Below are 12077 nucleotides of genomic sequence, written 5' to 3' on the forward strand. Positions count from 1 at the left end.
GCCGGATGACCGCGAGCGCGGTATGGATACCGCACAGCGCGAGGTTGGCCGGCGCATCAAGGCGCTGCGGCTTTCCGCCGGCCTGACGCTGGTGCAGCTCTCCGAAAAGACCGGGCTTTCGGTGGGCACGCTGTCGCAGATCGAGCGCGGGCTGACCTCGCCCACAGTGCGCACACTGTTCGGGCTCGGCACCGCGCTCGGGGTGTCGCCGGCGTGGATCCTCGATCCGGGGCTGTCCGGCAGCGCCGATGAGCCTTATGTGACGCGGGCCGGCCTCGGCCAGTTGCTGATCAACAACCGCGGCCTGCAGAAGTCCGTCATCACGCCGCAGGCCGCCACGCGGCTCAAGGCTTTCATCGTCAATCTGGAGCCCGGGGGCAGTTCGGGCGACGAGCCCTATGCCCACACCGGGCAGGAAATCGGCTACGTCATTTCCGGGACCATGGAAATCCAGATCGGCGAGCGCACCTTCGCGCTCAATCCCGGCGACTGCTTTGCCTTCGACAGCGACATTCCCCACCGCTTTGGCAACAGCGGCACGCGGGATGCGGTCATCCTGTGGGTCAACGCGCCGAACCCGGAGGCGTGAGTCCCGCCAGCCGGCGCGACTGAAACGCCGCTGCGGCGGCGTTCCGACGCCACGCGGCCGGCATCCGGCTTCGGATACGACGCGGTGTGGCATTTGTGCCGCATGCGTCATTGCGGCCCGGCGGCGGCGCGCCCGGCCGATGAAATGCCGTCCGCTCGCCGGCCGGGCGGCGCGGCCTGTGGTCTCCGCAAAAGAAATGCGACGCATTCGCAGTTTTGTGCACCGCCATCGTCCATCGGCGCGGCCGCACTGACAGGAAACCGGCGTCGCGACAGCCGGAAAATCCGGCCGCAGCACGTTTATCCTCTGGTTCCGAAAGTATTCGCGGGCTTCGCACCGACAGTCTGTGGAAATCCGAAATTGTGCTGGGGCCGATTTGGAAGGACTATAAAACATAGCATTTGAGAAGCCGTGCGCCGACGTTCTATCTCCCCGTCATCCATCCGGAGCCACCGGCTGCGGACACCGAAATTGACTGGGTGGAGATGCAGATGCGCAATGCGGATCAGGCGCCGGTGCGGCGCAGCCCCGGCCGCGGCACGGCGGCAGGGGCCGGGCTCGCCATGGCTTTCTCGCTGGCGCCGTGGGCGGCGGAAGCGGAGGAGGCGGCAAAGGCCGCCGATGGCGGGGGCACCAGCCCGGAGGCGTCCTCCGATTCCCTGACGCTGTCGGAAATCAGCGTCACCGGTGCCTCGTCGCCGGGTGCGGCGGTGTCGAACACCAACAACGCGCAGACCGGCTTCAGCCGCCTGCCCGGCACGGTGATGGAAACGCCGGCGACCATTCAGGTCGTGCCGCAGAAGATCATCCGGCAGCAGCAGGCCACCACCCTCGATCAGATTCTGAAGAACGTGCCGGGCATCACGCTTTCGGCCGGCGAGGGCAACGGCGGCCAGTCGGGTTCGCAGTTCCGCATCCGCGGCCTGTCCGCCAAGGGCGATATCTATCGCGACGGCCTGCGCGATTTCGGCGTCTATCAGCGCGATGCCTTCGACACCGACAGCGTGGAAGTGCTGAAGGGTCCGATGGGCGATATCTTCGGCGTGGGCGGCGCCGGCGGCATCATCAACCAGAGCTCCAAGCAGGCGTTCATCGGAACGGTCAATTCCATCGATCAGCAGATCGGCTCCGGTCCCACTTACCGCACCACCGTCGACAGCAACCTGAAGATCAACGACAAGACGGCCGTGCGTATCAACGGCCTCTACCAGAATGCCGACACGCCCGACCGCAACCACGTTACGGCCGACCGGGTCGGCGCCTCGGCCGACCTTGGCTATGGCATCGGGCAGGAAACGGAACTGCACCTCAACTACTATTTCCTGCAGAACGACGGCGTGCCGGATTTCGGCGTGCCGTTCGCGCAGGGCGCTAACGGCGAATACCGGCCGCTGACCGAATACGACATTCCCGGCGTCAGCCGGTCGCTGTCCTATGTGCGCTCCACCGATCAGGACGTGAGCAACACGCAGATCGTCTCGGCGCTGTTCAGGAAGGAATTCGAGAACGGCATCGTTCTCAACAACGATACCCGCTTTGGCTATTACGACCGCGATTTCTCCGGCACCAATCCGGCGGCGGTCACCTATGCCAGCCTGAAGAAGCTGCAGGCCGGTGGCAATGCGGCCCTGACCTACGGTGCCGGCGGCGGCATGACCTACCGGCAGGATGGCTTCGGCGCGCAGAACGTGCTGAGCGCCACCGGCGATTTCACCACCGGCTTCCTCAAGCACAGCCTCACCGCCGGCCTCGACACCAGCTATCAGGACGACAACCGCTCGCTCGGGACGTGGACCGGTCGCTGGAACAACCAGACCGTCATCAATCCGCAGTATGAATATCCGGATGCCTATGCGGTCTACGGCGCCACGACGCGGTATGCCAACGCCACGGATGTCGGCATCTTCGCCAACGACCGGGTGTGGTTCAACGACAAGATCTCGCTGCTCGGCAGTCTCCGGTGGGATTATTTCCGCTCCGATTACGAGACCAACGTCGCCACCGTCGGCGGCGGCACGGCGATTGCGCGTGAGTGGAGCCCCGGCATCAGCGCCATCTGGGAGCCATTGCAGGATACGATGCTCTACGCCTCGTTCTCGCGCTCCTACAAGCCGATCGGCACCGATGTCGCCGCGCAGGTCGGCGGCGTTGCCGCCGAGGTGGCGCAGGACGGGCGGGCCTATCAGCCGGAGACGATCGATTCCTACGAGATCGGCACCAAAATCAACCTGCTCGACGGCCGGCTCGGCCTGACCGGCTCGCTGTTCCAGATCAACAAGTACAACGCCTACACCACCGATCCGGTGACGGGCGAGGTCGTGGTCGGGTTCACGGATGCCGGCCTCGGGCTGCGCATCCGCGGCTTCGAGCTGGGCGTGACCGGCCAGATCACCGAAGACTGGAATGTGCAGGCGGCCTATTCCTACCTCAACGGCGAAATTACCTCGTCGTCCACCGCCGCCGTGGTCGGCAACGCCGCGCCGGACGTGCCGCGCAACAACCTCAGCCTCTGGACGGCCTACCAGCTGCCGGAAATCGAGCAGCTTCCCGGCCGCTTCTCGGTCGGCGGCGGGCTGCAATATGCCTCGGGCTACTGGTCCGACAACGCCAACACCGCGTGGGTGCCGGACACGGTCTCGCTTGATGCCATGGTCGGTTACAACCACGACAATTTCCGCGTCTCGCTGAACGCCTACAACCTCACCGATCACCTGAATTACACGGCGTCGTTCAACAACTCGCGTGTTGTCCCCGCCGCCGGACGCACGGTGATGTTCAACATCGGCGCCACATTCTGAAGGGCCGGCGAGCCTGCCGGCGGCATTCCGGGGCGCTTCGGGGCGTCGGGATGCCGCCGGCTTCTGTTTCAGGAGGGTCGTTTCATGCTCATCGTCGTGCCCGACGTGCTGACGCGGGACGAGCTGGCGTGGTGCCGGCAGGAGCTTGCCGGCGCCGGCCTCGCCGATGGCCGGGCGACGGCCGGCGATCTGGCTGCGCGGGTCAAGAACAACCGGCAATTGCCGGCGGAAAGCCCGGTTGCCCGCCGGCTCGGCGCGGCCGTTCTGGCGGCCCTCGGGCGCTGCGCGCTCTACCACGCTGCGGCGCTGCCGTTCCGCGTGCTGCCGCCGACCTTCAGCCGCTACGACGCCGGCATGGAATTCGGCGCCCATGTCGATAACGCCATCCGCTTCATGCCGGATGGCGAGGGGGCGCCGCTGCGGGCCGATGTCTCCACGACGCTGATGCTGAGCGATCCGCAGGACTATGCCGGCGGCGACCTCGTTATCGACGACACCTATGGCAGCCACCGCGTGCAGCTCGCCGCCGGTGCGATGGTGGTCTATCCGTCTTCCAGCCTGCACCGGGTGGAGCCGGTCACCGGCGGTGTGCGGTGGGCGGCGGTGCTGTGGGCGCAGTCGATGGTGCGCGACGACGGCGAGCGCACCCAGCTCTACGAACTCGACCGCGCCATTCGCGCCGTGCGCGCCGGTCTTGGCGACGACCATGCGGCGGTCACGCCGCTCGTCAGCCACTATCACAACCTGCTGCGCCGGTGGGCAGAGCTGTGAGTGCGCCGGATGCGGCGGAGGCCGCGCTGGCGCTGGGGCAGTCGGCGCTGGACCGCGGCGACGGGGCCGGCGCATTCGGCTGGTTCATGGCCGCCGCCCGCCACGGCGATCTGCGCGCGCTCAACATGGCCGGGCGCTGTCACGAACATGGCTGGGGCGTGCCGGCCGATGCGGCACGCGCGGCCGCGCTCTATCGCGCCGCCGCCGCCGGCGGGGACGCGTGGGCGGCGTTCAATCTCGCCGATCTTTATGCCCGCGGCGAAGGCGTGGCGCGCGACGACGCTGCCGCGCATGCCCTCTATGCCGGCGCGGCCCGCGGCGGTGTCGCCAAGGCCCTGAACATGCTGGGTCTTCTCGCCGAGGAAGGCCGTGGCGGGCCCGCAGACACGGCGGCCGCACGGGCCTATTTCCGCGCCGGCGCCGCTGCCGGCGATTGCTGGGCGGCCTTCAACGAGGCGCGGCATCTTCTGGCAGAAGGCGAGCGCGGTGCCGCAGCGGCGCGGCTGGAGCAGGCGCTGGCCGCGGGCTATCCGGGCTTTCATGCGGCCATGGCAGCTGCACTGGAGGGCGCGGCCGACCCGGCGCTTGCCGCCCTCGCGCGCCGCGCCCGCCGCCTTGCCGGGGCTGCCGGCAAGAGCGGGCGGGCGCAATGAGCGGGCCCCGGACGATTCCCGCCGACGTGGTCTGCCTTGAGGACTACGAACGCCATTTTCTGGCCGGTGCCGACCCCGCCCTTGCCGCCTATGTGCTGGGCTCTGCCGGCGATGGCGAGACGCGGCGGGCCAACCGTGCGGCCTTCCGGCGCCATGTGCTGATGCCGCGGGCGCTGGCGGATGTGCGGGCCGGCAGCGTGGCGACCACGCTGTTCGGCCGGCCGATGGCCGCGCCGGTGATCATCGCCCCCACCGCCTTTCACCGGCTCGTCGACCCGGCCGGGGAGATTGCGACCGTGCAGGCCGCCGCCGCCACGGACACATGGATGTGCGTCAGCCTTGAGGCCAGCGTTGCGCTGGAGGAGGTTGCCGCCGCCGCGGCCGCGCCGCTCTGGATGCAGCTCTGCCTGCGCCCGCGCCGGGCGGAAACGCTGGCGCTGGTGCGGCGGGCCGAGGCTGCCGGCTATGCCGCTCTGGTGGTCACGGTGGATGCGCCGGTCTCCGGCCTGCGCAATCAGCAGCAGCGGACGGGTTTCCGCCTGCCGCCGGGCATCGTGGCCGCCAATCTGGCCGGCTTCCCGCCGGATGATCCGTTGCCGGCCACGGGCAGCCCGGTGTTTCAGGGGCTGATGGCGCGCGCGCCGGGGTGGGCCGATATCGCGTGGCTTGTGGGCGAAACCCGGCTGCCGGTGGTGCTGAAGGGCCTTCTCAATCCGCTGGATGTCGCCCCGGCGCTGGCGGCGGGCGCTGCGGGCCTCATCGTTTCCAACCATGGCGGGCGCACGCTGGACGGGCTGCCGGCCAGCCTCGATGCGCTGCCGGGTGTCGTCGCCGCGGTGGCGGGCCGGGTGCCGGTGCTGATGGACGGCGGCATTCGCCGCGGCACGGATATCGTGCGTGCGCTGGCGCTGGGGGCTGCTGCGGTGCTGGTCGGCGCCCCGGTGATGGCGGCGCTTGCGGTCGGCGGGGCGGCGGGCGTTGCCCATGTGATGACCATTCTGCGTGGCGAGCTGGAAATCGCGCTGGCGCTGCTCGGCCGCGACAGTCCGGCGGCGCTGGACCGCAGCGTGCTGGCGGAGCGCCCGCCGCCGGGCTAGTGACGCGGCCGCGCCAGCCAGAGCGCCTGCGCACGCGCCAGCGCCTCGCCGAAGGCGGCGTCGGGGTTGCCCGAAAGGCAGACCAGCGCCGTTGCGGCGGTGTGCAGGATGGTGGCCTCAACCTGTTCGTCGCGGGCCGTGCCGTCCCAGATGGCGGCCATGAACTCGCGCTGGGTAAAGGGGCCGCGTGCCGGCGAGGGCGCCGTTCTGACCGAGGGTACCAGAAGGTTGCATGCCGTGCCGCCGGCCAGCCGGTAGAGCGTGGTGGCGCGCACCGGCGAAAGCTGCACAAAGCCGCGAATGGAGCCGACGACCGCCAGATTGGCGGTGCCGAGCAGCTGCGCGACGTCGCGGTAGAGGTCGCGGCGCGCCCCGGCGGCAGCCCCGGTCACCATGGCCGGCGCATCCATGGGGTTGAGCAGGGGCATCATCTCGTGCAGCAGCGTGCGGGTGGCGAGCAGACGGTAGAGGCCCATCAGGCTCTGCAGCTGCGGCTGAAAGGCGCCGAGCGGCAGATAGGCCACGCCCTCCCGCCCGAGCCGGGCGCGCGCCTCGGCAAGACTGAGGCAGACCGGAATGCCGGCGACGCCGGCCGCCAGCTCCAGCTTGCCGCCCTCCGGGCCTTGCCCGCACTGGCCGTGCACCAGCACCCGGTAGCCGGCTGCCGCCACCAGCCGGGCCGAAAGCAGCAGCCACGGCGTGTGCCGCCAGTTCGGCGACAGATAGGCCGGCCAGTCCAGATCCGGGCCCGGTCCGGCACCGGCCGTTGCGGCGATATCGTCCGCGATGTGGCCGCGGGCCGCCGCCACGAAGCCGGCGATTTCCGGCACCGTCGGACCGCGTGTCTGGATGGCGGCCAGCAGCGCGCCGATCTGCACCGGATCGGCCTCGCCGGCGAGAATGATCGCCAGCGCATCGCGCGCTTCGCCGAAGGCCAGCGGCCGCCCCGGGGCGGTGGCGATCACCGAGACATATTTCGCCAGCCGCTGCTGCGGGCCGGCCTCGGCGGTGATGGCCGCCATGCGCCGGGCGATGTGCTCCGGCGAGGGCATCGCCTCCAGCACCTCGGCACGGGTCACGGCCAGCGGCCGGGTCGGAACCCGGCTGGCGCCCAGCCAGTCCTGTCCGCTCAGGCCCTCCACGGAGACCGGCTCATGGCCCGTGGGATCGAGCAGGTTGTGGGCATCGGAAACCAGAATGCGCACCCGCGCCCGCAGGGTCTCGGCAAACGGCGTCGGCACCATGCCGCGGCCGGTGCGGGTCAGGATGCGGTCGCCATAATAGCTGCGCAGCTCACCCAGAAGCCGGCTCATGGCCGATGTCTGCTGCCCCAGCAGCGCCGCCGCGCCGCTGACGGAACCGGTGGAGAGCAGCGCATCGAGTGCCACCAGCAGGCGGATCCGGTGAAACAGGTTGGCCCCGTCCGCGCCCCGCGCGCCGTCTGCCGCGTGCATCTGCCAGTTCACTGCCGTCGCCCCTTTTGCCGCCGCCGGCCGGCACCGCCGGCGCGGTGCTGCGAATGCCGGAAGGCCGCGCGCCGCCGCGGCGCACCGGGCTGCCGGAATTCAGAAAATGCCGGTGCCCTGCCGCATCCGCGAGCCGGCCCGTCCGGGGGGCCATGGCGACAGGTCACTGAGACGCGCGCGATCTTCTGCGCCGTTGCGGGGTATGTCAAGTTTTGATGATTTATCTATTTGGAATTATTAAAAAATATCAGCGTTGACGGGCTGTGTGCGGCTTCACTAAGTGAGCATCTGAACCGTCTTCGGCGCGTGTCGTGAGTTTATAATCATTCTGACATTGCGCATCATCATGCGGATGATGACATGAAATTTGCCTGCCTGCGCAAGTTGTTTTACGTCGCTGTGGCGACCTGCTGCATTGGTGCCGCCTTGCCGGCCGTGGCCGACGAAATCGTCGTGCAGCACAGCCGTGGCGAGACCCGCCTGCCGGAGCGGCCGAAGACGGTGGTGGCGTTCGACCTGTCGGCGATCGACACGCTGAGCACGCTGGGCGTTGCCGTGGCCGGCATGCCGCGCATTGCTGCCCTGCCGGCCTTTCTGAAGGATCGCGACCTTGCCGCGGCTGTGCCGGTCGGCACGCTGTTCGAGCCCGACTACGAGGCCGTTGCCGCGCTCCGGCCGGATCTGATCATCGTGGGCGGCCGCTCGGCGGCGAAATATGACGATCTGGCGAAGATCGCGCCGACGGTGGATCTGAGCCTCGACGACCGCGCCTACCTGAAAAGCGCGGAAGCCAACATCGCCACCCTCGCGCGCCTGTTCGGCAAGGAAGATCTGGCCCGCGGAAAGCTCGCCGCGCTGAACGCTGCCGTGGACGCGCTGAAGGCGAAGACGGCCGGGGCCGGCAGCGGCCTGATGGTGCTGACCACCGGTGGCCGCATGAGCACCTTCGGTGCCGGCTCGCGCTTCGGCATCCTGTTCACCGATTTCGGCATGAAGCAGGTCAATCCGGATATCAAGATCGGCCTTCACGGGCAGCCGGTCTCGTTCGAGTACATTCTCGCGCAGAACCCCGACTGGCTGTTCGTGCTCGATCGCGATGCCGCCATCGGCCGGGAAGGGGAGGCCGCGAAGGCGTTGCTCGACAACGCGCTGGTCGGCGAAACCACGGCGTGGAAGCGCGGGCAGGTCGTCTACCTCGATGCCGCGGCGTGGTATCTCGTCGGCGGCGGCCTGACAGCGCTGCAGGTCATGACGGACCAGCTCAATGGCGCCCTCGGCAGCCATTAGGGCGATGGCGGCGGGGCGGGTGCAGTGAGGCTGGTTCTTGGCTGCGCGGGGCTTGCGGTGCTGGCGCTTGCCAGCCTGCTGGCCGGCGCCGGCGGGTTCGATCTGCCGGCCGTTGCCGCCGGTCGCGCCCTGCCGCACGGGCTGATGGTACTGGCCGAAAGCCGGCTGCCGCGCACCGTTGCGCTCATGCTCGCCGGAGCCGGCATGGCGATTTCCGGGCTGATTTTGCAGGTGCTGGTGCGCAACCGGTTCGTCGAACCCTCGGTGGCCGGCACCACGGAGGCCGCCCGGCTGGGCATGCTGACGGTCATGATCCTCGCCCCCGGCCTTGCGCTGCCGCTGAAGATGCTGGTTGCGGCGGTTTTCGGTCTGGCGGGCACCGCGCTGTTTCTGGCGCTGCTGCACCGCCTGCCGCTGCGCGATGCGCTGATGGTGCCGCTCGCCGGCATCATGCTCGGCGGCGTGCTGAATGCGCTGACCGCGTTCATCGCCTACCGGCTCGATATGATGCAGTCGGTGGCCGCCTGGTCGGGCGGCGATTTCTCCGCCGTGCTGCGCGGGCGCTATGAAATCCTGTGGGTCGCCTTCGGGCTGATCGTGCTGGCCTATATCGCTGCCGACCGCTTCACGCTGGCCGGGCTGGGCCGGGATTATGCGCTGGGCCTCGGGCTGAATTACCGCGCCGTGCTGCTGGCCGGCATGGTCATCGTGGCGCTGGTGTCGGCGGCGGTGGTGGTCACCGTCGGCGTGGTGCCGTTCCTCGGTCTGATCGTGCCCAATCTGGTCAGTCTGGCGCTCGGCGACAACCTGCGCCGGGCCCTGCCGTGGACCGCGCTGTGCGGCGCGGGCCTGCTGATGGCCGCCGACATCCTCGGCCGCAGCCTGAACCCGCCGTTCGAGGTGCCGGTCGGCGTCATTCTCGGGGTGGCCGGCAGCGCCGCCTTCCTCGTGCTGCTGCTGCGGGGCCGCGCCCGTGTCGCCTGACCGCCGCCGCGCCGTGCGGCTTCGCCTCTGCCTGCTCGGCCTGCTGGCGCTTGGCGCCGGCGTTGCCTTCATGGGGCTTGGCGCGGGCGGCAACTGGGCCTTCGTGCTGCCGTTCCGCGCCGTCAAGCTGGCGGCGCTGGTGCTGGTGGGGGCCGCCGTTGCCATCGCCACGGTGCTGTTCCAGACCCTGACGCACAACCGCATCCTGACGCCGTCGCTGATCGGCTTCGATGCGCTGTACGGCCTGCTGCAAACCGTGATGGTGGCCGGGCTCGGTCTGCCGGGCATCATGGGGACCGATCCGCGCCTCGTCTTCCTGCTCACCGTGGTGCTGATGGTGGGGCTGTCGCAGGTCTTCTTCCGCCTGCTGCTGGAGCGCGCCGGCGCCAGCCTGACGCTGCTGCTGCTGGCCGGCATCCTGTGCGGCACCTTCTTCCGCAGCCTGGCCGAACTCATCCAGCGCATGCTGAACCCCAACGATTTCGTCGTGTTGCAGGACCGGCTGTTTGCCAGCTTCAACAGCGTGGACGAAAGCCGGCTCGCGCTGGCAGCGGTACTGGTGGCGGGCGCGGGTCTTGCCGCCCTGCCGCTGGTGCGCCGTTTCGATGTGATGGCACTGGGGCGCGAGCGGGCCATTGCCCTCGGCCTCGATTATCGCCGCACTGCGCGGCAGATACTCAGTCTGGTGGCGGTTCTGGTTTCCGTTTCCACCGCCCTTGTCGGGCCGGTCACGTTCTTCGGCCTGCTGGTGGCCAATCTCGCCTGGGCGCTGCTGCCCACGCACCGCCATGCAGCGGTGCTGCCGGGCGCGGTGCTGATTGCCGTCATCACGCTCGTCGGCGGGCAGGCAGTGCTGGAGCGGCTGCTGCATTTTGCAACGGCGCTGCCGGTGGTCATCGAATTTGCGGGCGGGCTGTTCTTCCTGTCCGTTCTGATGCTGAGGGCGCGGCCATGATCGAAATCGGGCATGTCAGCAAGTCCTACGGGCCGGTGCGGGTGCTGGACGATATCTGCCTCAGCCTGCCGGCGGGCCGGCTCACGGCGGTGATCGGGCCGAACGGGGCCGGCAAGTCCACGCTGTTTTCGGTGATTGCCCGCCTCAGCGCGGCCGATCGCGGGTGCGTGACGGTGGGCGGGCTGGACGTGGCGCGTGCGCCGGGTGCCGAACTCGCCCGGCGGCTGGCGATCCTGCGGCAGGACAACACCGTGCCGGTGCGCCTGACGGTGCGCGAGCTGGTGGCGTTCGGCCGCTATCCCCACAACCGCGGCCGCGCCCGGCCGGAGGACGACGCCCATGTCGGCCGCGCGCTCTCCTTTCTCGGCCTCGACGACCTCTCGGAGCGGTTTCTCGATGCGCTCTCCGGCGGGCAGCGGCAGCGCGCCTTCGTGGCCATGACGCTGGCGCAGGATGCCGATGCGATGCTGTTCGACGAGCCGCTCAACAATCTGGATATCCGCCATGCCGTCAGCCTCATGAAGCTGATGCACCGGCTGACGCGCGAACTGGGCAAGACGGTCGTCGTGGTGCTGCATGACATCAACTTCGCCGCCGCCTATGCGGATTTCATCGTGGCGCTGCAGGATGGCCGGGTACACACCGCCGGCCCGCCGTCCGCGCTGATGCAGCCGGCGGTGCTGGAGAGCCTCTATGGCTGTCCGTTCACCATCGCCGATGTCGGCGGGCGGCCGGTGGCCACCTATTACACCTGAGGCCGGCGGCCGCCTTTCTTGACGGAGCGTCGCCGGCTGCTATCGTCGCCGCCCGCAAGCGACGACGGATTCCCGCCTTGAGTGATGCCACCGCCACCCTGCTGGGGCCCGAGACCCTTGCACAGGAAATCCGGCGCAGCCGGTTCCGTGCCGTCGCCGGCCCCGTGGAGGACGAGGCGGCGGCGCGCCGCTTCATTGCCGGCAACAGCGACGCCTCGGCCGGGCACAACTGCTGGGCCTTCCGCTGCGGCGATACTTATCGTTTCAGCGACGACGGCGAGCCCGGCGGCACCGCCGGCCGGCCGATCCTGCAGGCCATCGAAGGGCAGGGGCTGGACGGCGTGGCCGTGGTGGTGAGCCGCTGGTTCGGCGGCATCCTGCTCGGCAGCGGCGGCCTGATGCGCGCCTATGGCGGCACGGCGGCAGCCTGCCTCAGGGCGGCGGCCCGCCGCCCGCTCGTGCGCCTTGCCCGGGTGTGGATTGCCTGCCCGTTTGCCGAGGATGCCCGCATCCGCGCCCGCCTCGCCGCCATCGCCGGCAGCCGGGTGGAAGACGCGCGCTTCACCGCCAGCGGCGTCTGCCTGTGCGTGGCCCTGCCGGCCGGCGAGGTGGCGGCCTTCACGGCCGGCCTTGCCGACCTGACGCGCGGGCAGGCGCTTGTTTCCGCCACCCCGCCGGCCGGCGACTGACAGGCCGTCGTACGCCCCCGCGCTGCAAGAGCC

The 12077-nt window shown here is 69.6% G+C and carries 11 protein-coding genes; 10 read left to right on the top strand and 1 reads right to left on the bottom strand.

The window, feature by feature from the left end; all coding sequences use genetic code 11:
* The first annotated feature begins 22 nt into the window (after positions 1–22).
* The 5 genes from V7067_RS02240 (at position 23) to V7067_RS02260 (ending at position 5908) form a co-directional block, all read left to right on the top strand.
* Positions 23–589: a cupin domain-containing protein gene (locus V7067_RS02240; protein WP_334174242.1), complete on the top strand. Its 567-nt coding sequence runs from the start codon at positions 23–25 to the stop codon at positions 587–589.
* Between the two features lie 491 nt (positions 590–1080).
* Positions 1081–3387, top strand: coding sequence for a TonB-dependent siderophore receptor (locus tag V7067_RS02245; protein WP_334174243.1), 2307 nt, complete (start codon positions 1081–1083; stop codon positions 3385–3387).
* A gap of 84 nt (positions 3388–3471) precedes the next feature.
* The gene (locus V7067_RS02250) at positions 3472–4158 is read left to right on the top strand and encodes a Fe2+-dependent dioxygenase (RefSeq protein ID WP_334174244.1); all 687 of its coding nucleotides are present in this window, start codon (positions 3472–3474) and stop codon (positions 4156–4158) included.
* Entirely contained in the window at positions 4155–4811 is a 657-nt protein-coding gene (locus V7067_RS02255) for a hypothetical protein (RefSeq protein WP_334174245.1), read from the top strand. Before V7067_RS02250 ends, V7067_RS02255 begins: the two co-directional genes overlap by 4 nt.
* Entirely contained in the window at positions 4808–5908 is a 1101-nt protein-coding gene (locus V7067_RS02260; RefSeq protein WP_334174246.1) for an alpha-hydroxy acid oxidase, read from the top strand. Before V7067_RS02255 ends, V7067_RS02260 begins: the two co-directional genes overlap by 4 nt.
* Here the strand turns inward: V7067_RS02260 and V7067_RS02265 are convergent.
* Positions 5905–7362 carry a glycosyl transferase family protein gene (locus tag V7067_RS02265; RefSeq protein WP_334174247.1) on the bottom strand — a complete coding sequence of 486 codons (1458 nt, stop codon included), beginning with the start codon at positions 7360–7362 and terminating at the stop codon, positions 5905–5907. The two genes, V7067_RS02260 and V7067_RS02265, sit on opposite strands and share 4 nt — an antisense overlap.
* A 372-nt stretch (positions 7363–7734) precedes the next feature.
* On the opposite strand from V7067_RS02265, the gene V7067_RS02270 reads away from it, so the two are divergent.
* The 5 genes from V7067_RS02270 (at position 7735) to V7067_RS02290 (ending at position 12044) form a co-directional block, all read left to right on the top strand.
* A complete protein-coding gene (locus V7067_RS02270; protein ID WP_334174248.1) occupies positions 7735–8661 on the top strand; it encodes a siderophore ABC transporter substrate-binding protein in 927 nt (308 codons plus the stop codon).
* Between the two features lie 24 nt (positions 8662–8685).
* Positions 8686–9645: an iron chelate uptake ABC transporter family permease subunit gene (locus V7067_RS02275; protein WP_334174249.1), complete on the top strand. Its 960-nt coding sequence runs from the start codon at positions 8686–8688 to the stop codon at positions 9643–9645.
* Between the two features lie 70 nt (positions 9646–9715).
* Complete coding sequence (locus V7067_RS02280; protein WP_334174259.1) at positions 9716–10600, top strand: iron chelate uptake ABC transporter family permease subunit; 885 nt, start codon at positions 9716–9718, stop codon at positions 10598–10600.
* Positions 10597–11355: an ATP-binding cassette domain-containing protein gene (locus V7067_RS02285; protein ID WP_334174250.1), complete on the top strand. Its 759-nt coding sequence runs from the start codon at positions 10597–10599 to the stop codon at positions 11353–11355. Before V7067_RS02280 ends, V7067_RS02285 begins: the two co-directional genes overlap by 4 nt.
* A gap of 77 nt (positions 11356–11432) precedes the next feature.
* Positions 11433–12044, top strand: a complete 612-nt coding sequence (locus V7067_RS02290; protein WP_334174251.1) for a YigZ family protein — start codon at positions 11433–11435, stop codon at positions 12042–12044.
* Positions 12045–12077 lie beyond the last annotated feature (33 nt).

Origin of the sequence: Pseudoxanthobacter sp., assembly GCF_036822375.1 — a bacterium.
Classification (GTDB): domain Bacteria; phylum Pseudomonadota; class Alphaproteobacteria; order Rhizobiales; family Segnochrobactraceae; genus Pseudoxanthobacter.

What these genes read in the sequence shown, in the direction of transcription:
- V7067_RS02265 (WP_334174247.1), bottom strand. Translation starts at nt 7,362, where the DNA reads ATGCACGCGGCAGACGGCGCGCGGGGCGCGGACGGGGCCAACCTGTTT.
- V7067_RS02285 (WP_334174250.1), top strand. Translation starts at nt 10,597, where the DNA reads ATGATCGAAATCGGGCATGTCAGCAAGTCCTACGGGCCGGTGCGGGTG.
- V7067_RS02245 (WP_334174243.1), top strand. Translation starts at nt 1,081, where the DNA reads ATGCGCAATGCGGATCAGGCGCCGGTGCGGCGCAGCCCCGGCCGCGGC.
- V7067_RS02260 (WP_334174246.1), top strand. Translation starts at nt 4,808, where the DNA reads ATGAGCGGGCCCCGGACGATTCCCGCCGACGTGGTCTGCCTTGAGGAC.
- V7067_RS02270 (WP_334174248.1), top strand. Translation starts at nt 7,735, where the DNA reads ATGAAATTTGCCTGCCTGCGCAAGTTGTTTTACGTCGCTGTGGCGACC.
- V7067_RS02240 (WP_334174242.1), top strand. Translation starts at nt 23, where the DNA reads ATGGATACCGCACAGCGCGAGGTTGGCCGGCGCATCAAGGCGCTGCGG.
- V7067_RS02280 (WP_334174259.1), top strand. Translation starts at nt 9,716, where the DNA reads ATGGGGCTTGGCGCGGGCGGCAACTGGGCCTTCGTGCTGCCGTTCCGC.
- V7067_RS02250 (WP_334174244.1), top strand. Translation starts at nt 3,472, where the DNA reads ATGCTCATCGTCGTGCCCGACGTGCTGACGCGGGACGAGCTGGCGTGG.